We start from the raw sequence: 21,295 nt of genomic DNA, 5'->3' as shown, positions 1-21,295 counted from the left end.
GGCACCTAGAATTGAAAATGACGCACTTTGTATTACTGTAAAGCTCCGGTTAACAGCTTGGCATATGGTGAGTCTGCAGGCAGGATGATCATTGTTTCATCATCTACAACCTTAGAATACGACTGCAGTGTGCGGTACAATTTATAGAACTCAGGATCTTTGGAAAAGGCATCATTATAGATCTTTGCCGCTTCCGCTTCCCCTTGCGCTGTAATGATTGCCGCTTCTTTCTTCGCTTTTGCCAGCATTTCCTGCACTTCTCTGTCTGTTTCCGCTTCGATTTTACGCTTCTCTGCATCCCCTTCAGATAAATAGGACTGTGCAGTAGACTGACGTTCAGAAATCATACGTGTATAGATAGACTGTTCGTTTTCTTCAGGAAGATCAATCCGCTTCATGCGCACATCAACCACTTCAATTCCGTAGTTTCCATCTTCCAGGAAATTATTGACCTTCTCTGTCACACGATCGTTCAAGCTTCCCCGTGAGGAGTCTTCGTCATTAACAACATCCACATAATTCAGACGTCCCATTTCATTTCGCACGACAGAATAAATGAATTCTTCTAAACGTGCTTCAGCGTTGACGATATTACGTGCGTTGGAAATCATTTTCCCGGGGTTAGTAATATGCCAAACTGCATAGTTATCGATAATAATACGCTTTTTATCCTTTGTCGTGATTTCAGCTTCCGATACATTAGATGTCATTTGATTTTTGGGCAGCGTGGATAAACTTTGAATGAAAGGTATCTTTATATTAATTCCCGGTTCTTGCACAATACGTGTGATTTCACCGAATTGGCGGACGACCCGGTATTCATTCTCTTTTACTATGAAGAGATTGGAAAGCAAAATGACGATGACAGCAAACACAACTGTTAATCCGATAATCAATTTAGCATAACGTTTGACATCAACATTTTTCTTAGGTTTGATCACTTTTACTTTGGGATCTCCTTCGGGCGATTTATGAGTTGCTTTTTTCTTCTCAGTTTCACTCATTTTCTTCATTGCTTCTTCTATCTTCTTGAAAGGATTCTGTTCATTGCTCATGAAGCTTTCCCTCCTTTCTCAGCTGATTGTCCAGCATTGTCGGAGTCGCTTGATTCAACAGGCGGAACTGGCTGCATTTGCTGCAGCGGTAAGTACTTCACTGTTTCACCGCTGTCGTTCATAATATAAAGTTTAGCCTTTGGAAGAACTTGCTCAAGCGTTTCAATAATCAAACGATCGCGTGTGATGACCTTGTTTTTGGCATACTCAGTGTACAAGTCTGTAAATAACGCAACATCTCCCGTAGCCTGTTCGACACGGGCAGTTTTCTTACCCTTTGCCTGAGATTTAATGGCATCCCGCTCACCAATCGCTTCTTTCGTTTTCTGGTTTTCATATTTCTTCGCTTCATTTATTTTTGTGTTTTTCGTTTCACGCGCATCTGTTACAGCCGTAAATGCTGCTCGAACTTCCGCATTTGGTAGTTCCACGTCCTGAAGTTTGACGCCTTGGATTGCCAGTCCGATATCATAATTATCTACCAGATTCGTTAACAAGTCGCGTGTTTTCGCTTCAATTTCTGCCTTCCCGTCTGTCAGAGCGGCATCGATTGTTGAGCTGCCGATCACTGAACGAATGGAAGCAGAAGCAGCGTCACGCAATATTTCAACTGGTTCTTCGGCATTAAACAAATATTTCTTCGGATCAACAATTCGCCACTGAACCGTTAAATCAGTCAGAACGATATATTCGTCGCCTGTAATCATTTTCGTTTCCTTATCGACGATTTCTCCGCTTTTATCCTGCTTATAACCGAAATGAATACTGTATGTTTCTTTTGATAATATTTCTGCCCGTTGGATCGGCCAAGGCAGTTTGAAGTGCAGACCTGATTCCACAACCGGCTCTCCCGCTTTCCCGAATGAAATCACTACGGCCTGTTCAGACTCATCTACTGTATACCATGTCGTAAAGACAATCAGTAACAGCAGTAATCCAGTAATTGCTAAACCGAGTGTCACAAGGATTCTTTTTGTTCCCATGCTAGTTCCTCCCTTTTCTATGTATGAATACTCTACGGAAGAGGAGGCGGTTTAGTTTCAACAAACCGATTTTTGTTTCAATTATTATTTAATTGGCAGCTGTAAACTGAATGTCGTTCCGATTCCTACCTCACTGTCGACCGTCACTGTTCCTTGATGAGCCTCGATAATATGTTTGACAATCGCTAAGCCGAGACCGGTGCCGCCTGACTCTCTGCTTCTAGCCCGATCAACACGGTAGAAGCGTTCAAATAAGCGCGGTAGCTCCGAAGACATAATCCCTATCCCTTGATCAGCGACCGCTATAGTAACGCTGCCTGACACTTCCTGGACGGAGATTGTAATGATGGTCCCATCCTGCGAATACGAAACGGCATTGTTGAGCAAATTCACCATTACCTGAACTAATCGATCATGATCTGCTTCGATCGACGGACATTCAGGTGCCTCTACGATAATTTTCATGTCTTTTTCTTGAACTTTTGTTTGAACAATTTGAATGGACTGCTCTATGACATCCATCAAATTGACTGAACGCCTAGTAATTTCAAAGCTTCCACGCTCCATACTGGACAAATGTAGCAGGTCTTCAATTAATAATTGCAGACGATTACTTTCCTTATAGATAATTTCAAGAAACTCTCTTTTAACAGCCGCATCATTAACCGCACCGTCTAGCAACATCTCTGAGAATCCTTTAATGGACGTTACAGGCGTTTTCAGTTCATGTGAAACATTTGCGACAAAATCTTTACGTACTTGTTCCAGACGGATTAATTTAGTGATATCATGCATGATAATTACAATTCCTAACCAATTGCCGTTTTCACCGATAACTGGCGCTCCGTACACTTCCAGATGGCATATTCCGTCATCTAGATAAACTTTTGATTGGAATGAACGCTTTTCTTCCGTTAAAAATATCGCTTCGATTTCTTTCTCTATGTCAGCCGGCAAGCCAATATCCTTATACGTTCTACCGATGAGTTCCTCGCTGTTTTTATGAAACGTTTCTTCATATACACGATTCACCAGATTTACAGCTCCCTGTCTGCCGAACATCAGCAAACTGCTGCCAATACTGCTGATCAACGTTTTCAATCGCTCTTGTTCCATCACCCGCAGTGTTGAATTATCTTGCAGATTACGCGCAATATGATTGATCGCCGCCGTTAATCGCTGATTCATTTGACCGTCCTCACGGTGTGCTCTAGCCAAATAATCACCTTGTGCCAACTGATGCGCGACGTCTGTGAAATGGTCAATTGGCTGCACATATTGCTGGAGTAATTTAGCCATCACGAACATCATGACGGTAAACACCAGCGCAAAAGTGAATAATAGGTAGACCCAGTATGTCTGCTGAATGACTGGATCAATATCTTTTGCAAATAAATGAAAAAATTGCCCTAAGATAATACCTAGCACAATTAATAAAATCGATAAAATGACTGCTGATGCAGCCAATAATCTTGAGTAATAATTCTTCATACTATTTACTCTCCGAACTTATAGCCGACCCCTCTCATCGTCTTGATATATCGGGGCTTCCTAGTATTTTCTTCAATCTTATCACGCAAATGACTGACATGAACGTCTACGATTCTTGTATCTCCTGCAAAATCATAGTTCCAGACAGCTTGAAGCAATTGACCGCGCGTCAGCACTCGATTTGGATGACGCATTAAGTATACGAGCAACTCAAATTCTTTCCGGGTGAATTCCAGTGGGATATCTTGAAGATAAACTTCAAAACGATCAGGGTAAACGAGCAATTGTCCAGCTTTCAGCATTTCTTCTTTCGGCTTGGCCCTTTCTCCAGTTCGCCTAAGGACCGCTCTTACTCGTGCAGCGACTTCTCTTGGACTAAAAGGCTTGGTCATATAATCATCAGCCCCCATCTCGAGACCTATAATCTTATCCATTTCCTCGCCTTTTGCAGTCAGCATGATAATTGGTGTATCAATATCTTGCCTACGAAGTTGCCTGCATACCTCAATACCATCTATTTTTGGCAACATTAAATCTAAGATGATCAAATCCGGACTTTCTTCCGTAACCATTTGAATGGCCTGCTCTCCATCCTGAGCAATTGCCGTCTCGTAATTTGCCTGTCTTAATGTAAATTCCAATAGTTTTTGAATAGGCTGCTCATCTTCTACAATCAGTATCTTCGACAACCTATTTTCCATTGGCGGTTTCCTTCTTCTCAGATCGGTCTGAATTAGACCTCTCAGGCGCTTTTACGACCAGCTCGCCACTCATTACCCGTGCACCCGCTTCATCTGTAGCGTCTACTGAAATCGTCACCTGATTGGTTTCTACATCCAGCTTGGTAATTTCTAAAATAAATTCGACAATTGCATAATGATATACAGGTTTCGGAAAATGAAGCTGCTGATTAATTATATGCGCACCTGGGCCCGGCAAATGTTTAGAAATCGCAGATGTCACAATTCCTGTGAGCATAATAGGCGGAACGATCGGCTGTCCATAAATCGTTTCGGCTGCATAATCATGTTGAAGATAAAGCGGATTTGCATCATTTGTCAATCCTAAATAAAGCATTAAATCTTTATCTTCAATTTTCTCCGTTAAACTAAGCCTCTCTCCCACTTCCAGCTCAGATAATTCTTTCCCCATCAATTTACGTTTACCTTTCAACAAAGAAATCTCCCCCTACGTATTCTTGTATGGTGCAGTAAAATCAGAAACTTTTTTGAATTAGATAAAGTATACCAATCCATCTGTAGAAAATCGAGCAGCAAAAAATCGGACAGCTAGTAAGCTACCCGATTCATGTGAAGGTTATTATGCTAAAACGTTCATGACCGCGCGAACAGAGTCGGCTGATTGCTCAAGACCGGCCTTTTCATTGTCTGTCAATTCAAGTTCTATGATTCTTTCAATACCACTTGCGCCTAATACAGTCGGCACACCTAAATAAATTCCGTCCATTCCATATTCTCCTTCTAAGAATGCAATTGACGGCAATACACGTTTTTGATCTTTAAGGATCGCTTCTGTCATCTCCACTAAAGCAGCAGCAGGCGCATAGTATGCAGAACCATTACCTAAAAGATTAACAATTTCAGCTCCGCCTTTACGCGTACGATCAACAATTTCTTCCAAGCGACCGGCAGAAATCAAGTTTTCAAGCGGGACACCGCCTGCAGTCGAATAGCGTACTAACGGAACCATGTCATCTCCATGACCGCCTAATACGAATCCTGTCACATCTTTCACTGACAAGTTTAATTCTTGCGCAACGAATGTACGGAAACGAGCTGTATCCAGTACACCTGACTGTCCTATTACCCGCTCTTTAGGGAAACCCGACTCTTTATACACTGTATATGTCATAGCATCCACCGGGTTAGTCAATACGATGATCGTCGTATCTGGAGAATGCTTTACAATCTCAGCTGTTACTGATTTCATTACTTTTTGATTGGTCTGAACTAGATCGTCCCGGCTCATTCCAGGTTTGCGTGCAATTCCCGCTGTAATGACTACTACATCGGAGTCTTTTGTATCTTCATAATTAGATGTACCAATGATATTCGCATCAAACCCTTGAACCGGACCAGCTTCGAGCATGTCCAATGCTTTGCCCTTTGTCGGATTTTCCATTTGGGGAATATCGACGATTACGACATCACAAAGTTCTTTTTGAGCTAAAAGGAATGCAGTTGTTGCTCCAGTAAAACCAATTCCGATAACCGATACTTTTTTACGCTTCAATGACATGTAAAACTCTCCTTTTCAGATAAAATATAATAGAAAAAGGGGGAACGAATCCCCCTTTCACCTATGTTTCTTATAGATTTTTGATTAGCTCATCAGCAAAACCTGATGTGCTGACTTCAGTTGCATTTTCCATTAGACGTGCGAAATCGTACGTCACAACTTTAGACGCAATTGTGCTTTCGATAGATGCAGTGATTAGATCAGCTGCTTCGTTCCAGCCAAGGTGCTGAAGCATCATAACACCTGAAAGAAGAACGGATGAAGGGTTAACCTTATCTAGTCCTGCGTACTTAGGTGCTGTACCGTGAGTTGCTTCGAAGATCGCATGTCCAGTTATATAGTTAATGTTTGCTCCTGGTGCGATTCCGATTCCGCCTACTTGTGCAGCAAGCGCGTCAGAAATGTAATCTCCGTTCAAGTTCATAGTAGCCACTACGTCGAACTCTTTTGGACGAGTAAGAATCTGCTGCAAGAAGATATCTGCAATTGCATCTTTTACGATGACTTTTCCCGCAGCTTCTGCGTCAGACTGTGCTTTGTTGGCAGCATCTGTTCCTTCTGCTTCTTTAATGCGGTCATATTCTCTCCATGTGAATACTTTGTCGCCGTATTCCTGTTCAGCAACTTCATATCCCCAGTTAGCGAATGCTCCCTCTGTGAACTTCATGATGTTTCCTTTATGAACAAGTGTCAATGATTTACGGCCTTCTTCGAAAGTATATTCTAAAGCAGCACGTACCAAACGCTTTGTTCCATCTTCAGAAATCGGCTTAATACCAAGACCTGAAGTTTCAGGGAAACGAATATTTTTAACGCCTAATTCTGTTTGAAGGAAGTTAACTAATTTCTTTACTTCATCGGAACCTTCCTGATACTCAATCCCTGCATAGATATCTTCTGTGTTTTCACGGAAAATAACCATGTCACAATCTTCAGGGCGTTTCACGGGTGAAGGTACTCCTTCGAAATAGCGTACTGGACGCAGGCAAGTGTATAGATCCAATTCTTGACGCAATGCTACGTTCAATGAACGGAATCCTCCACCGATTGGCGTTGTAAGAGGTCCTTTAATCGCAATTAGATACTCATCAATTGTGTCTAGAGTTTCTTTTGGAAGCCAGTCACCAGTTTCATTGAAAGCTTTTTCCCCAGCAAGAACTTCTAACCAATTAATTTTCTTTTTACCATCATAAGCTTTTTCGACAGCTGCTTCGATAACACGTGAAGCTGCGTTCCAGATGTCTGGACCTGTACCGTCTCCGATAATGAAAGGAATCGTTGCGTGATCTGGGACGTTTAATACACCGTTAGTTACTGTAATCTTTCCATCATTAGCCATTGTTGATATCCTCCTGATTTCAAAATCAGTGGGCCGGTATACGAGATACCGCCCCACAAATTTACTAGTTTTTATCGTTCATTGATTGGAACATACTTTTGCATGTCTGGTCCAACGTACTCTGCACGAGGACGGATCAGACGGTTGTTTTCGTATTGCTCCAGGATATGTGCAATCCATCCTGAAAAACGGGAAACTGCAAAAATAGGTGTGAAAATATCATGATCGATGTCTAATGAATGATATACCGAAGCGGAGTAGAAATCAACATTTGGAGGCAATTTCTTTTCTCCAGTTACAATTGATTCGATTTTCTCTGACATGTTATACCATTTCTCCTCACCGCGTAGAGCTGTGAGTTTTTTAGACATTTCACGTAGGTGCTTGGCGCGCGGGTCTCCCTGACGGTAAACACGGTGACCAAAGCCCATGATTTTTTCTTTGTTAGCCAGCTTTTCACGAATATATGGCTCGACCTTATCTTCATCGCCGATTTCCATTAACATATTCATAACTGCTTCGTTTGCTCCGCCGTGTAACGGACCTTTAAGAGCGCCGATTGCAGCAGTAACACCTGAATACATGTCAGAAAGAGTTGCAACACAAACACGTGCTGTGAATGTAGATGCGTTCAACTCATGGTCCGCATGAAGTACAAGTGCTTTATTGAATGCTTCTTCAGCGATATCTGCAGGCTCTTCCCCAGAAAGCATATAAAGGAAGTTTGCCGCATAGCTAAGACCTTTTTTAGGTGCAATTGGCTCTTGTCCTTTACGGATACGTGCGAAAGCAGTAACAACTGTTGCAACTTTTGCTTGAAGTTTGATCGCCTTTTTGTAGTTCTCTTCAGGTGACATATCTTCAGCTTTATCGTCGTATAATCCTAGAAGTGAGATCGCTGTGCGAAGAGCTGCCATCGGATGCACTTTATCGATTGGATACATTTTAAAGTGGTCGATTACCCCTTGCGGAATTTCAGCATGCTCTTCTAGCTGCTGTGATAATTCAGCAAGCTCGTCTGAATTTGGCAGACGCTTATGCCAAAGAAGGTAAACTACCTCTTCAAAACTAGCGTTATCCGCTAAATCGTCGATGCCGTATCCTACGTAAGTAAGAGTGTCTTCGATAATGGAGCTAATTTGAGTTTGTGCTGCAACGATACCTTCCAATCCTTTTGTAGCTGTCATGATATTCTCTCCTTCTTCCCAGTTTGGCCATCCTCAGAGAAGCTGAGTGCAGAATGACGGCCACCTGCTAATTATATTTTTATCTAAAACGCTTACAAAATCCATTATAAGCATCTTTTATAGATTTGTGAATGGTAAAGACTCTTTTTATTTATAAATATTCTAAAAGGCTGGCGAAAATCTATGATTACAGTTGACTCAAAACGCTTACAAACCTACACTCGTCAATGGTTACCTGCAGTACTCATTGTTTTGTTTGTATTGATAATACCCCCTATCGGATTTGCAGTGATTTTAGCTTTTCTAACTGCACCGCTAGTAACTTCTTTGATTTCATTAACTAGATTACCCGCTTTTTTAGCAACATTAATCATCATGGTTACTATAGGTATTTTGTTGTATGCTTTTGTTTTTTTCTCTATCAACGGATTTATTTCAATTATTTGGACCATCGAGGATCAGCTCGCACTTGTCTTAGAGATGATCAACTTTAAAGGCTTGCAATTTGATGTAGCAGCAGAACAAATTATTCAGTCAAGCCATGAAGCAATGGAAAATGTTCTTGCATTCTTCCAGAAGCTGTTTCAGCATATATTCAGTCTGTTTATGTTTTTGCTCGCTTATTTCTTTGCTCTGCGTGAGAGTGCATTAAATCGATTTTGGTTTTTAGTTTATTTCCCTCAAAAGTTCCGTCCTGCGGCAAAGAGGATTTTTTCAAAGGCAAGTCGCCTGATGGGACATTTTTTCTCAGTCCAGATTCGTCTCTTTATCATTACCTTTTTACTTATGAGCGCAGGCTTTTGGCTGCTTGGTTTTGAATCACATTTCACCAAAGCTTTTTTGGTGTCTTTATTCGACAGTATCCCATTTCTAGGGATAGGACTGGTGTTTTTACCGATGATTGCCTTTATGTTGTATGTCGATAACGTCCAGTTAACAATTGGATTACTCATTTTATATATCTTATTGCTCATTGTCCGACAGATGACAGAGTCGTATTTGTGGGCACATACTTTCAAATTGCGAACAGTTCATTCTTTCATCATCACTGCCTGCGCAGTGTATTTATTCGGATTATATGGCATTTTATTTTTACCGTTTTTCCTATTCCTCGCATTAAAAGTAAAGGAACATCCAGCATTCACATAACCCGGATTTGACCTTTTTTCATTTTATTGTAAAGCCATTTTACGATAAACGGATACAGTATTTTACGAGGCCCGCTGAATAATAGTAATAAACCAGTCAGATCCGTAATAAATCCAGGCATCAGTAAAAGTAATCCACCAATGAAAATACACGCACTGTCAATTAAAGCTTTGCCTGGCGTTTCTCGATTCGTCAAACGATATTGAAGATCTCTCCAAGCACGGAGACCTTGCTTTTTAGCCAAGTAGGCACCGCCGACACCTGTGGCAATTATGATGAAAATCGTTGGTAGAATGCCCAGCGCCTTGCCCGAATACATCAGTAGCGCCAGTTCTGCCGTTGGAACAATGATGAAAAGTCCTACTAACCATTTCATAACGTAACCTCCGAAAAGACCGCCTTCTCAAATTAAGAGAACGGCGGTCTGAATGTTTTACAATACTTTAGCATGCCCATTATAAATAACGCCTGTCGCTGCGTCCATTGTAATATCACTGCCATTTTTAATAATCGATGTAATATTTTCTGCGCCTACAATTACAGGAATTCCTAAGCTCAATCCAACTACCGCAGCATGGCTGGTCAATCCGCTGGTTTCTGTGATGATCCCCGCACATTTTTCAAGAGCGGCGTACATATCACGATCAGTAGACCGCGTCACGATAATGTCTCCTTCAGCTATTTGAGTCAAAGCTTCTCTTGCTGAAGTGATGATTTTAGCTTTACCAAACGCGACATTTTTACCAATTCCCTGTCCGCGGCCAATTAAATCACCAATAACATGAAGTTTCATCAAGTTGGTTGTACCTGCTTCACCCACCGGTACGCCTGCGGTGATAATGACTACGTCACCGTGCGTTACATATTGATGTTTGACACTTTCTTCAACTGACTCTTGAAGGATACCGTCTATATCGAGTGCTTTTTTACCGACAATCGGATAGACGCCCCACACAAGCGTTAGCTTATTGGAAACTGTTTCAGAACGAGTAACTGCAATAATTGGAACACCTGGACGGTATTTTGCAATCATTACCGCAGTTTGACCGCTTTCTGTAGGAGCCAAAATAACTTTTACATTCAGATTAAGTGCTGTGTAAGCAGCAGCCTGTCCAATCGCTTCCGTAAGATTCCCTTCTTTTTCCTTAGTTCGTGTGGAAACAACTGAATGGAAATCCATAGATTCTTCTGTAGAAATAGCAATCTTGTTCATGACTTTTACTGATTCGACCGGATAAAGTCCTGCAGCTGTCTCACCCGAAAGCATGATTGCATCCGAACCATCTAAGATCGCATTCGCGACGTCACTTGCTTCAGCCCTTGTAGGACGTGGATTTCTCTGCATAGAATCCAGCATTTGCGTTGCTGTAATAACCGGTTTACCAAACTGATTACATTTTTTTATCATCATTTTTTGCACAAGTGGTACTTCTTCGGCAGGAATTTCCACACCTAAGTCTCCACGCGCAACCATTAATCCATCCGACAGTTGAAGTATTTCATCTAAATTGTCGACGCCTTCTTGATTTTCAATCTTCGGTACAATATGAAGGTGTCCGCCATTATTATTTTCAAGCAATTCTCGGATTTCCATTACGTCTGAAGCACGGCGAACAAATGATGCTGCGATAAAGTCGACGCCTTGCTCAATACCAAAGAGAATATCTTTCTTATCTTTATCTGTAATACCCGGCAGCTGAACAGAAACATTTGGCACATTTACACCCTTATTATTCTTTAAAGGGCCGGCATTAATAACTTTTGTGTGAATTAAGCCTTTTTCTTCATCTTTACCCGTTACTTCCAATTCGATTAATCCATCATCAAGAAGTACAAACGATCCGCGATCAACGTCTTTGATCAATTCTTCATAGGTTACAGAAAATACCTCTTCTGTTCCAAGCACTTCTTTCATCGATATATCGATTGCCTGTCCTCTTACCAATTCAATCTGTTCGTCTTTCATTTTATGCGTCCGAATTTCAGGACCTTTTGTATCCAATAAAATACCGACGACTTTTCCTTTTTCTCTTGCCACTTTACGAATTCTTTCAATACGTACTCTATGTTCTTCTTGGGTGCCGTGGGAGAAGTTCAAACGCGCAACGTTCATCCCTGCGTCAATCAGTTTGCCCAGCAATTCATCCAATTCACTTGCCGGACCGATTGTACACACTATTTTTGTCTTTCTCACTAATTATCGCTCCTCTGCGTTGTGTTGACTCATGCAATTAAATGGATAGGGTTTCTGCTAAATCCAATAATGATAAGTCTAACTTCTCTCGTTTCGTAAAGACTTCTTCTAAATTATAGTCTACCACTTTATGATTTCTCATACCAATAGCAACATTAGTTTTTCCTTCCAGTAATGCTTCAACTGCTCTTGCACCATACTGACTCGCAATAACACGATCCCGCGCGGAAGGAGATCCCCCTCTTTGAATATGGCCTAAAATAGAAACCCGCGTGTCGACGTTCGCTTCTTTCTTGAGGATTTCAGCCAGTTCATTTGCAGGCATCATTCCTTCAGCGAGTACGATAATACTATGTTTTTTCCCACGGTTTGTACTTTGTTTTATTCGGTTAATAATGGAATCGACTTCAAATTCTTTTTCAGGTAATAAAATTGATTCCGCTCCGCCGCCTAAACCGGCCCACAATGCTAAATCGCCTGCGTCGCGTCCCATCACTTCAATGATGAATGACCGTTCATGCGAAGTTGCCGTATCCCGAATTTTATCAATTGCTTCCACAACCGTGTTCAATGCAGTATCAAATCCTATTGTAAACTCGGTACCGTTAATATCGTTATCAATCGTAGCGGGTACACAGGCACATGGTACGCCAAGCTTCACCAGTTCATTCGCTCCTCTGAATGAGCCGTCACCACCAATCACAACTACACCTTCTATACCATGCAGTTTAATTTGGTTCAGCGCTTTTTCCCGGCCTTCAACTGTGGTAAATTCAGGGCATCTGGCTGAACGTAATATCGTTCCGCCTCTTTGGATAATATCCCCTACCGAACCCAATTGAAACTGTTCGATTTTGCCATCAATTAATCCCTGATAACCATTAAATACCCCTGCCACTTGCAGCTCTTCGAAAATCGCTTTTCTGACGACGGAACGAATAGCTGCATTCATTCCAGGAGCATCTCCGCCACTTGTCAACACGGCAATCTTCTTCATTTCGCACTCCCCTTTCCTCGTTAACTGTTATGTAATGAGCAAAAGATGCGGTTGCCCGCACCTTTTATTCGGAAAATACACCAATATTACGGAATTTCTCATAACGCTGGTCAATTAATTCATCAGCAGAGAGTTCACATAATACATTCAAAGATCTGCGCAGAGTTTCCCGCATTTCTATTGCTTGCTGCGCTGCGTCCCGATGCGCTCCTCCAAGTACTTCCGGAATAATCTCATCGATAATCTTCATGTCTTTTAAATTCGGAGCAGTAATCTTCATCGCTTCAGCCGCCTGTTTAGCAAGTGACGGATCTTTCCACAAAATTGACGCAGCACCTTCTGGTGAGATAACAGAATATGTGGAGTTTTCAAGCATGTGAATATGGTTCGCGACACCTAAAGCTAAAGCACCGCCGCTTCCGCCTTCACCAATAACAACGGAGATTACGGGAACCTTTAAACCTGCCATTTCCACTAAATTACGGGCAATCGCCTCACTCTGTCCGCGTTCTTCCGCTGCCTTCCCCGGATACGCACCTTTTGTATCAATGAAGCAGACAATTGGGCGATTAAATTTTTCGGCCTGTTTCATTAAACGCAACGCTTTGCGGTACCCTTCAGGATGTGGCATGCCGAAATTCCGTCTGACATTCTCTTTCGTATCTTTCCCTCTTTGGTGTCCAATAATCGTAATTGGCATGTTTTCAAATGAAGCGATGCCCCCGATGATTGCCTCATCGTCCGCAAAATTTCGGTCACCGTGTAGCTCAATAAAATTTTCAAAAAGACGTTCAATATAATCAATTGTGGTAGGTCTTGCCGGATGTCTTGCCACCTGTACACGATCCCACGGTTCCATCTTTTCGTATATATCTATTTCTAATTTCGCTAAACGGTTTTTCAAATTAATGATCTCAGAAGAAAGATCCACATCATTGACAGCGGTATATTCTTCTAACTCATTAATTTTTTCACGCAGTTTCACAATTGGTTCTTCAAAAGCTAATGTTTTACTCATGCCAGTTCTGTCTCCTTCCCTGCGTGAAGTTGAATGATTTTACTCATCACGTCCACCATATCATTTCGATGAACTACTGCATCTACCTGTCCATGACTAAGTAGAAATTCAGCTGTTTGGAAGTCTTCCGGCAATTTTTCACGGACGGTTTGTTCAATGACACGTCTTCCCGCAAATCCAATCAGCGCTTTAGGTTCAGCAAGATTAATATCACCCACTGATGCAAAGCTTGCTGATACGCCGCCTGTTGTCGGATAAGTCATAATGGATACATACAGCAAGCCTTTATTGGAATGACGCTTTAACGCAACACTCACTTTTGCCATTTGCATTAAACTCAGTACCCCCTCCTGCATTCGGGCGCCGCCGCTCGCTGAGAAAATCAACATCGGAATACCAAGTTCTGTAGCTTTTTCTACAGTTCGTGTGATTTTTTCACCTACGACTGACCCCATAGAACCCATACGGAAATGTGCATCCATGACAGCAATTGCAACTGGTCGACCCTGGATCTTCCCAACGCCTGTCAACACCGCTTCATTCAAACCCGTGGCAGCCGCATCTGCTTTGATTTTCTCTGTGTATGAAGGGAAATCCAGAGGGTTTTCAGTTATCAGATGATCATCCATCGATGTAAAACTCTCAGCATCCAGTAACTGTTCAATCCTTTCGTGAGCAGTCATTTTATAATGATGCTGACATTCAGGACAGACCTTGCAATTTTTCATCAGATCTTTTGTCAGGATTACATGTTTACATTCCGGACATTTTGTCATGATACCTTCCGGTACATCGCTTTTTCCTTTTGCAGAAGGCATCGTAGTGTTTTCTTCTTTTGATTTCTTTTTAAACAATTCTCGGATACTCATTCTATTTCCCCTCTTTCTACTTCAACTCGGTTCATCCATTGTGTATAGCTGTTAATTGCCTGTTCTGTGTTTCCTGCCATCATTTCATCCAGCAGTGCGCTTACTGTTTCCACTTCATCGTATTCCATGATAGCCACGTCAAAAGCCACTCCGCTATATTGTTTTAATAAAAACCAAATTTTTAAAGACAGGCGATTTTCAGTTGCAACAATTGTTTCGCGAATTAAATCTTCTCTCAGGAAAACTGAATCTGCCTCACGCAGTTTCGTCTGCATGCCATGCCATACTGGCAAAGCACGTAATTCCTCATCCTCTGTCACAGTGATAATGGCTGCCCGTTCATGTATCATTCTGGTCTCTGTCACGTCTTGTACTGACCGAGACTGCTGCATAATGAAACTGGACAGCACCTCAACTAACTGATGCTTTTTAAAATCAGACAAATAGGTTCCTTCACCGCGCCTTGTCTCGATTAATCCAAGCAGTTCCATACTTCGCAGGGCTTCACGGACTGCCGACCTTCCAACCTGCAAATGTTCAGCAAGATGGCGTTCAGAAGGCAGTTTATCGCCATATTGAATGCCTTTTTCTTTAATCAGTAATTGCAGTTCTCCGATAATATCCAAAAATCTTTTGGATGAAGATTGTGAATTTTGCATAGAAGAACTCCTTTAATGTTCTGTCGGCAAAGTGGTCAGACCACCTTGTTTACTAGCATACAAAAAAGATTACACTCCGTAAAGGAAAAACCTGAAATTTCATCAGTTTTTTTCATCCTGACTGAACGCTCGCTTTGTAATAGATGGAGTTGTAGCCAGTAACAGCATGAGCTACTGGCTATCACAATCTAAATGATTGATTATTATTTCGCTTCTGGAGATAACGGAATGCACCGATCTACAATCAGCTGTACCGATTGATTGCGATATTCTATGGAGCCGGCGACTTGAACAAATTGATTTTCTGTCAAATGAATACTGATTTTCGCATACAGTTTCGGAAATACGGTACAGGAAATTTCTTCTGATTCATCTTGCAGTGTAAAAAAGGCCATTGCCTCTCCTTTTTTCGTTCGGATTCTTTTCACTGATAAAATCAATCCCATACAATTGACTTTCGTGCCAGATCGCATAGTAACTGCAGAATCGATGGAGTGAATGTTGTCAGACGAATGCTGTTTCAGCTGCTGAATCGGATGTTCCGATAAATAAAATCCTAAAGTATCCCGTTCAAACCGCAGCATTGTCATACGGTCCATCGTTCCTCCAGGCGTGTACTTCGGCCGTGAATTAAATTGAAACTGGTCACTGAATGCGTCATCCCCAATAAATAATGCATGAGAATGCGCCGCCTCAAACGAAGCAAGAAGAACAGATCTCGTCTCCCCAAATTCATCTAAAGCACCAGCTTTAATTAGAGGGATGAGTGCTTTTTCAGTGAAATGATCTGCGCCCATCGCTATAGCCATATCAAACATGGAATTCCAGTGATTTTTTTCACGCGCCTCAGCCAGCTGCTGATAGAAATTATAGGTTACTCCTTTAATCGCTCCCAGCCCCAGACGTATGACGTCACCTTCTACCGTGTGCCCGAAACGGCTTCTCTGAACGGAAGGAGGAGCAATCTTTATTCCTTTGGCTTGAATTTCGCGGATCAGTTCCATCGTCTTTTCTTTACTGCCAGTAAGAGAAGATAGATAAGCTGCATAAAAATACAGTGGTTCATTTGCTTTAAAAAAGGCCAGCCGATAAGAAATTAGCGTATATGCCACTGCATGACTCTTCGGAAATCCATAATCTGCAAATTTGACGATTAAGTTATAAACATTATTCGCTTTGAACTGGTCAAATCCTTTTTTTGTTGCACCGGCAATAAAATGCTGACGCTCTTCTTCCAATATTTGCTGATTCTTTTTACTAATGGCGCGACGCAGCAAATCTGCCTCCGCCATGGAGAACCCAGCAATTTCGACAGCAATTTTCATAATCTGTTCCTGATAAATGATAATGCCGTATGTATCCGACAAAATCGGCTGAAGTTCAGGAATTTCATAAACTGTCGGTTCCTGACCTTTTTTGCGTCGGCTATACAGTGGAATGAATTCCATTGGTCCTGGCCTGTACAGCGCATTCACAGAATATAAGTCCTTGAAATCATCCGGCTGAATAGTCTTTAGCGCCTGACGCATGCCAGGAGACTCAAACTGAAAAATCCCTGTCGTATCCCCAGTCTTAAATAAGCGGTACGCAGCCTCATCGTCTAATGGGATTTTTTCAAAATCGATATCCTGCTTTTTATTATATTGAATCATGGAACGGATACGGTCGAGCAGCGTAAGATTTCTCAAACCTAAGAAATCCATCTTCAATAAGCCAACTTCTTCTACATCTTCCATTGCCCATTGTGTTAAAAACACTTCCTCCGTACCTAGCTGAAGCGGGACAAAATGGACCAGTGGTTTTGATGACAGCACTACTCCTGCTGCGTGGGTTGAAGCGTTCCTTGGTAAATCCTCTAGCTTTTCAGCCGCTTGCTGCCATAGTGCTCTGCGAGGATCTACCGCTATCCAATCCTGCAATTTTTGCGATTGCTGAACGGAATCCTTAAATGACAGACCCCTATTGAGTGCGTTAGATATAAAGCGTACTTCTTCAGAGGTAAAATCCAAGACTCTTCCTACATTCCGCGCAACAGCCTTGGTCGACAGAGTGCCGAATGTAATGATTTGTGCAGAATATTGTTTACCGTATGTCTCCGCTACATAGTTTACGACTTCAGTCCGGCGATTATCTGCAAAATCAATATCGATATCAGGCATTGTTACCCGCTGAGGATTTAAGAATCGCTCAAACAGCAAGCCGTAATGAATGGGATCTACTTCTGTTATTCCCAATGAAAATGCCACCAGCGAGCCAGCAGATGATCCTCGACCCGGCCCTACAAGAATTTTTTGGCTTTTTGCGAATTGAACATAATCCTCAACGATCAAAAAGTAATCGGTAAAGCCCATTTCTTCAATTATAGATATTTCGTAATGCAATCGATCCATATATTCTTCCGGTATTTGCTGAAAACGTTTCTGAAGCCCTTGCAGACACTTTTCTGCAAGCAAAGAAGCGGGTGTTTGTCCGTCAAGAACCGGGAATACAGGCATCTGAAAAGGCCCTTTTGAAAGCTCTACATGACAGGAACCAAGAAGTTCTTCCATTGTCTGAAGCCACTGAGGTACATCGCGGAACCATTTCAACAGTTCATTCTGTTCTGGTAAATAGGCCTGCCGATAGCGGTTCGGCGGCTTTTGTGGATCATTTAGTTTATAGCCGTTGCGGATGGCAGAAGCTACTTCATACGCAGGAAAATCTTCAAGATGGAGAAACCGCGTCTCCTGACAAGCCGCAATACGCAGGCCACAGTCTTCGGCAAGTTGAATAATTGCTTCCTCTTCCGGATGGCAAACACCTGCGGGACGTGCAATCCCAATGAAAGCAGATGTTGAGTCTCCCCTACTTATGATCTGACGAATCACTTCATCTGAACGATAATTAGCCCAAGAGGAATCGGTTACCGCGCAAACTATGGAGCACGATTCTCTGTACGCATTCAGCCAAGCCAGCGGCAAGTTTTCTTCCTCACGTGTAGAAATGGCGCTGCTCATTTTCATCAGATTAGAAAAGCCTAGCTGATTGTGGGCATAGACATATACCAGCAGATCTTTTTCTTCCACTGTGACATATACCGAGAGACCAATGACAGGTTGGATACCATATTTCAACAACATCTTACTAAACGAGCGTACCCCGTATAATCTACTATTTACGATTGCAGCAGAACGGGCCCCTCTTTTTTGTAAAAGAGGAGCCAGTTCGTCTAATTTAACTATTCCACGCAGCAGATCTGCGCCTGTAATGATTTGCGGGTACACCAGGTCCATAGCAATCCCCTCAGCTCTGCTTAGTAATTTCGGCAAAGTTCCTGTAACTTCCCAATGACTTCATCTGCTTCTTCCCATGAATAAACGGTTGCTCCGGACGCGAGCGGGTGTCCTCCACCGTTGTATTGCATTGCAAGTTTATTGATTACTGGTCCTTTTGAACGCAGACGTACTCGAATCTGATCGTCTTCCTCAACGAAAATAATCCAAGCACAAATTCCTTTTACATTCCCTAGAGATCCGACTAATTCAGATGTTTCAGCGACTGTCACATCAAATTGCTTCAAAATTTCCTGTGTTAATTTGATATAGGCAGCTCCGTTTTCATCAATCGTAAAGTTTTGATAAATATACCCCTGCAAATGTAGAATTTTACGGTCCACTTCATACATATCAGCAAATAATTGTGTACGGTCAAAGTTTTGTTTAATTAAAGAACTTGCCACTTCAAAAGTTTTTTCAGTCGCACTTTGGAACATGAAGCGACCAGTGTCACCGACAATTCCCGCGAATAAAAAACGGGCGGCTTCTGGTGACATGTCCCAGCCGAACGAAGCCTTACCTTCTTCATATAGGGTATAAATCATTTCAGAACAAGAGCTGGCATCTGTATTCACCCAGCGTTCATCACCATACGGGTCTTCGTTCGGATGATGGTCAATCTTCAATAGCAAAGCGCCCCGATCAAAGTAAGATCCGTCAATTCTATCCGTATTTGCTGTATCTGTAACAATGACAAGCGCTCCATTATAATCTTCTTCTGTTACTTCATCAGGTTTAGATAAATAATTTAACAGCACATCATGTGTGCCTGCTGCCAACACACGCTTCTCTGGATAGTTGTTTTCCAATAAAGCTTTTAATCCCATCTGAGAACCGTAGGCATCCGGATCTGGACGGACATGTCGATGGATGATGATCGTCTCATACTGTTCAATTGTGTCAATGATTTGTCGTTTCATGCGGATTCCCCCAAGTTCTTGTACTAGTATTCGCAATTGCTGTGAAAAGCCGCTACAATATATAATGACTAAAAGTTAGAAACCAATAGATTATTTTTATGTAATGGAGGCTTTTTTGATGGAAATGGTCAATTTTCTGTTTGTATTTGGTATCGTCGCTTCCGGCGTTTTTTATTTCGTGTTTAAGACACGGCAATTTCGCACGAGCCATATGTTTCCTATTCGTAAGAAGATGTATGCCAGCATGGCAGGAACTGCACTTGGTGCCCTACTAATCTTTTTCGGTATCAATCAAATGCTGCTGTTTGATGGAATTCTGACATACATCGTAGTTGCGATTTTCATTTTATTCGGCGGCTATGTTGCGATCTTCAACTTTAAAGCAATGAAGCACTACAAGCAGTTCGTAGCAGAAGAACGTGCAATTAATGAAAACTGATGTCAATAGACATCAGTTTTTTGTAATTTATTTATCAAATAGCTGGAACATACCCATCGCTTTTGCGACGATGCTTCCGTTTGAAAACAATTCGATTTCGAGTTTAATAAAACGCCGGCTCAGATGCAATAGTTTAGGCTCCACTTTTACCGTTGCCCCCAACTGAACTTGTTTAATGAAATAGATCGTAATGTTTTCAGGAACACTTTCCCCTTTTTTCTGAATACGGATAGCCCGGCTGCCCGCCTCATTCAAAATAGTCAGCATCGCGCCATATGACAGAGAACCGAATTGATTCGTCATTTGCGGCACGACAGAGAATTCGATATTTTCCGGTTCATTCGGAATCGCCTTCATTTGATTTTTGATAATATCATCTATTGTTTCTCCTTGCTGAGGCTGACGCTGAGTCATTTGCAAGGCCTTTAATACGTCCTGACGGCTGATAATGCCCTCTAGAATGCCTGCATCTGATACAACAGGCATGAGATCAATTCCTTCCCAAATCATACTGTGACCAGCAGAAGCAACACTCACTTTCCCGCTGACCGTTATAGGATTCGGTGTCATCACTTTTCTGATAATATCTACGTTGGGCTTGCTCACTACATCACGCGAAGTTAGAATACCCACCAATTTCCCGTTAGATTCCACTACTGGATAGGCAGAGTGCGAAGTTTGATGATTGACCTCAAAAAATTGATCCACCGAGTCTTCAGGAGACAAAGTCACCGTTTGCGCGATCGGCGTTAAAATATCTTCTACCAATAAAATTTCCTTTTCAATTAACTGGTCATAAATTGCACGATTGAGCATGGTGGCCACCGTAAATGTATCATAGCTTGTCGAAATGACAGGCAAATTCATTTCATCCGCCAGCTGTTTCACTTCATCCGTTGCATCAAAACCTCCAGTTACGAGGACTGCAGCACCCGCTTTTATAGCAATTTCATGTGCTTTCAGTCGATTCCCTACAATGAGAAGACTTCCTGCGTCTATGTAGCGGATCATATCATCAAGCTGCATTGCGCCTATTACAAACTTTGTTAATGTCTTATGTAATCCGTCACGACCGCCCAGCACTACTCCATCTACAATATTAATGACTTCCGCAAATGTCAGGCGTTCTATATTTTCTTTTTTCTTTTTCTCTATCCGAATGGTACCGACGCGTTCAATCGTGTTGACAAGTTTTTGGTTTTCGGCTTCTTTTATAGCACGATATGCAGTTCCGTCACTTACTTCCAGTGCTTTGGCTACTTGACGGACGGAGATTTTTTCTCCAACTGCTAAACTTTCAATATAACGCAAGATCTGTTCGTGTTTTGTTGACATGGCTTCACCTTTTTCTTCAAGCTGTTTTGAACGATTTAGGCTTTTTGCTAATCATACCATAAATTAATCAAAAAGCGGTCAAAGACG

General features: G+C 41.9%; 19 protein-coding genes. 2 read left to right on the top strand and 17 right to left on the bottom strand.

Annotated elements, in window-relative coordinates:
* Positions 1-32: 32 nt before the first annotated feature.
* The 8 genes from hflC to citZ form a co-directional block, all read right to left on the bottom strand.
* The gene (gene hflC, locus Q1J64_RS07605) at positions 33-1,055 is read right to left on the bottom strand and encodes a protease modulator HflC (RefSeq protein ID WP_301108477.1); all 1,023 of its coding nucleotides are present in this window, start codon (positions 1,053-1,055) and stop codon (positions 33-35) included.
* Positions 1,052-2,038 (bottom strand): FtsH protease activity modulator HflK, encoded by a 987-nt coding sequence (gene hflK / locus Q1J64_RS07600; RefSeq protein WP_301108476.1) that lies wholly within the window; start codon positions 2,036-2,038, stop codon positions 1,052-1,054. Before hflK ends, hflC begins: the two co-directional genes overlap by 4 nt.
* Before the next feature lie 84 nt (positions 2,039-2,122).
* The gene (gene pnpS, locus Q1J64_RS07595) at positions 2,123-3,529 is read right to left on the bottom strand and encodes a two-component system histidine kinase PnpS (RefSeq protein WP_301108475.1); all 1,407 of its coding nucleotides are present in this window, start codon (positions 3,527-3,529) and stop codon (positions 2,123-2,125) included.
* Positions 3,530-3,534: 5 nt separating this feature from the next.
* Complete coding sequence (locus Q1J64_RS07590) at positions 3,535-4,230, bottom strand: response regulator transcription factor (RefSeq protein ID WP_301108474.1); 696 nt, start codon at positions 4,228-4,230, stop codon at positions 3,535-3,537.
* On the bottom strand, positions 4,220-4,705 hold the full coding sequence (locus Q1J64_RS07585) for a MaoC/PaaZ C-terminal domain-containing protein (RefSeq protein ID WP_301108473.1): 486 nt from the start codon (positions 4,703-4,705) through the stop codon (positions 4,220-4,222). Before Q1J64_RS07585 ends, Q1J64_RS07590 begins: the two co-directional genes overlap by 11 nt.
* 144 nt (positions 4,706-4,849) lie before the next feature.
* A complete protein-coding gene (gene mdh / locus Q1J64_RS07580) occupies positions 4,850-5,788 on the bottom strand; it encodes a malate dehydrogenase (protein ID WP_301108472.1) in 939 nt (312 codons plus the stop codon).
* A 70-nt stretch (positions 5,789-5,858) separates the two neighbouring features.
* Positions 5,859-7,127, bottom strand: coding sequence for an NADP-dependent isocitrate dehydrogenase (gene icd, locus Q1J64_RS07575; protein WP_301108471.1), 1,269 nt, complete (start codon positions 7,125-7,127; stop codon positions 5,859-5,861).
* Positions 7,128-7,198: 71 nt separating this feature from the next.
* Positions 7,199-8,314, bottom strand: coding sequence for a citrate synthase (citZ, locus tag Q1J64_RS07570; protein ID WP_301108470.1), 1,116 nt, complete (start codon positions 8,312-8,314; stop codon positions 7,199-7,201).
* 183 nt (positions 8,315-8,497) lie between these two features.
* Here citZ and Q1J64_RS07565 point away from each other — a divergent pair, with 183 nt between their 5' ends.
* Complete coding sequence (locus Q1J64_RS07565; protein WP_301108469.1) at positions 8,498-9,463, top strand: AI-2E family transporter; 966 nt, start codon at positions 8,498-8,500, stop codon at positions 9,461-9,463.
* Here the strand turns inward: Q1J64_RS07565 and Q1J64_RS07560 are convergent.
* The 8 genes from Q1J64_RS07560 to Q1J64_RS07525 form a co-directional block, all read right to left on the bottom strand.
* Positions 9,456-9,839, bottom strand: coding sequence for an FxsA family protein (locus Q1J64_RS07560; protein ID WP_301108468.1), 384 nt, complete (start codon positions 9,837-9,839; stop codon positions 9,456-9,458). The two genes, Q1J64_RS07565 and Q1J64_RS07560, sit on opposite strands and share 8 nt — an antisense overlap.
* A gap of 57 nt (positions 9,840-9,896) precedes the next feature.
* Positions 9,897-11,657 (bottom strand): pyruvate kinase, encoded by a 1,761-nt coding sequence (pyk, locus tag Q1J64_RS07555; RefSeq protein ID WP_301108467.1) that lies wholly within the window; start codon positions 11,655-11,657, stop codon positions 9,897-9,899.
* 37 nt (positions 11,658-11,694) lie between these two features.
* A complete protein-coding gene (gene pfkA, locus Q1J64_RS07550; RefSeq protein WP_301108466.1) occupies positions 11,695-12,654 on the bottom strand; it encodes a 6-phosphofructokinase in 960 nt (319 codons plus the stop codon).
* 64 nt (positions 12,655-12,718) lie between these two features.
* Positions 12,719-13,672 (bottom strand): acetyl-CoA carboxylase carboxyl transferase subunit alpha, encoded by a 954-nt coding sequence (gene accA, locus Q1J64_RS07545; RefSeq protein ID WP_301108465.1) that lies wholly within the window; start codon positions 13,670-13,672, stop codon positions 12,719-12,721.
* The gene (accD, locus tag Q1J64_RS07540; RefSeq protein ID WP_301108464.1) at positions 13,669-14,541 is read right to left on the bottom strand and encodes an acetyl-CoA carboxylase, carboxyltransferase subunit beta; all 873 of its coding nucleotides are present in this window, start codon (positions 14,539-14,541) and stop codon (positions 13,669-13,671) included. Before accD ends, accA begins: the two co-directional genes overlap by 4 nt.
* The gene (locus Q1J64_RS07535; RefSeq protein ID WP_301108463.1) at positions 14,538-15,200 is read right to left on the bottom strand and encodes a FadR/GntR family transcriptional regulator; all 663 of its coding nucleotides are present in this window, start codon (positions 15,198-15,200) and stop codon (positions 14,538-14,540) included. Before Q1J64_RS07535 ends, accD begins: the two co-directional genes overlap by 4 nt.
* 203 nt (positions 15,201-15,403) lie before the next feature.
* Positions 15,404-18,508, bottom strand: a complete 3,105-nt coding sequence (locus tag Q1J64_RS07530; RefSeq protein ID WP_301108462.1) for a DNA polymerase III subunit alpha — start codon at positions 18,506-18,508, stop codon at positions 15,404-15,406.
* A complete protein-coding gene (locus Q1J64_RS07525; RefSeq protein ID WP_301108461.1) occupies positions 18,493-19,434 on the bottom strand; it encodes a DHH family phosphoesterase in 942 nt (313 codons plus the stop codon). Before Q1J64_RS07525 ends, Q1J64_RS07530 begins: the two co-directional genes overlap by 16 nt.
* A gap of 118 nt (positions 19,435-19,552) precedes the next feature.
* Between Q1J64_RS07525 and Q1J64_RS07520 the strand changes: the two genes are divergently transcribed.
* Entirely contained in the window at positions 19,553-19,873 is a 321-nt protein-coding gene (locus tag Q1J64_RS07520; RefSeq protein ID WP_301108460.1) for a YtpI family protein, read from the top strand.
* Positions 19,874-19,900: 27 nt separating this feature from the next.
* Here the strand turns inward: Q1J64_RS07520 and Q1J64_RS07515 are convergent, their stop codons facing one another.
* Positions 19,901-21,208, bottom strand: coding sequence for a DRTGG domain-containing protein (locus Q1J64_RS07515; protein ID WP_301108459.1), 1,308 nt, complete (start codon positions 21,206-21,208; stop codon positions 19,901-19,903).
* Positions 21,209-21,295: the final 87 nt, after the last annotated feature.

The sequence above is a fragment of the Sporosarcina sp. genome, from assembly GCF_029257255.1.
In the GTDB taxonomy this organism is placed as follows: Bacteria; Bacillota; Bacilli; order Bacillales_A; family Planococcaceae; genus Sporosarcina.
The sequence above is the reverse complement of the archived record's forward strand: the minus strand, read 5'-3'. Positions and strand labels throughout refer to the sequence as shown.

Bases quoted from the DNA above. Each gene is read 5' to 3' on its own strand.
- citZ (WP_301108470.1), bottom strand. From the start codon at position 8,314: ATGACAGCTACAAAAGGATTGGAAGGTATCGTTGCAGCACAAACTCAA.
- Q1J64_RS07560 (WP_301108468.1), bottom strand. From the start codon at position 9,839: ATGAAATGGTTAGTAGGACTTTTCATCATTGTTCCAACGGCAGAACTG.
- Q1J64_RS07520 (WP_301108460.1), top strand. From the start codon at position 19,553: ATGGAAATGGTCAATTTTCTGTTTGTATTTGGTATCGTCGCTTCCGGC.
- Q1J64_RS07535 (WP_301108463.1), bottom strand. From the start codon at position 15,200: ATGCAAAATTCACAATCTTCATCCAAAAGATTTTTGGATATTATCGGA.
- Q1J64_RS07515 (WP_301108459.1), bottom strand. From the start codon at position 21,208: ATGTCAACAAAACACGAACAGATCTTGCGTTATATTGAAAGTTTAGCA.
- accA (WP_301108465.1), bottom strand. From the start codon at position 13,672: ATGAGTAAAACATTAGCTTTTGAAGAACCAATTGTGAAACTGCGTGAA.
- icd (WP_301108471.1), bottom strand. From the start codon at position 7,127: ATGGCTAATGATGGAAAGATTACAGTAACTAACGGTGTATTAAACGTC.
- Q1J64_RS07590 (WP_301108474.1), bottom strand. From the start codon at position 4,230: ATGGAAAATAGGTTGTCGAAGATACTGATTGTAGAAGATGAGCAGCCT.
- hflC (WP_301108477.1), bottom strand. From the start codon at position 1,055: ATGAGCAATGAACAGAATCCTTTCAAGAAGATAGAAGAAGCAATGAAG.
- mdh (WP_301108472.1), bottom strand. From the start codon at position 5,788: ATGTCATTGAAGCGTAAAAAAGTATCGGTTATCGGAATTGGTTTTACT.
- pnpS (WP_301108475.1), bottom strand. From the start codon at position 3,529: ATGAAGAATTATTACTCAAGATTATTGGCTGCATCAGCAGTCATTTTA.
- accD (WP_301108464.1), bottom strand. From the start codon at position 14,541: ATGAGTATCCGAGAATTGTTTAAAAAGAAATCAAAAGAAGAAAACACT.
- hflK (WP_301108476.1), bottom strand. From the start codon at position 2,038: ATGGGAACAAAAAGAATCCTTGTGACACTCGGTTTAGCAATTACTGGA.
- Q1J64_RS07525 (WP_301108461.1), bottom strand. From the start codon at position 19,434: ATGAAACGACAAATCATTGACACAATTGAACAGTATGAGACGATCATC.
- Q1J64_RS07565 (WP_301108469.1), top strand. From the start codon at position 8,498: ATGATTACAGTTGACTCAAAACGCTTACAAACCTACACTCGTCAATGG.
- pfkA (WP_301108466.1), bottom strand. From the start codon at position 12,654: ATGAAGAAGATTGCCGTGTTGACAAGTGGCGGAGATGCTCCTGGAATG.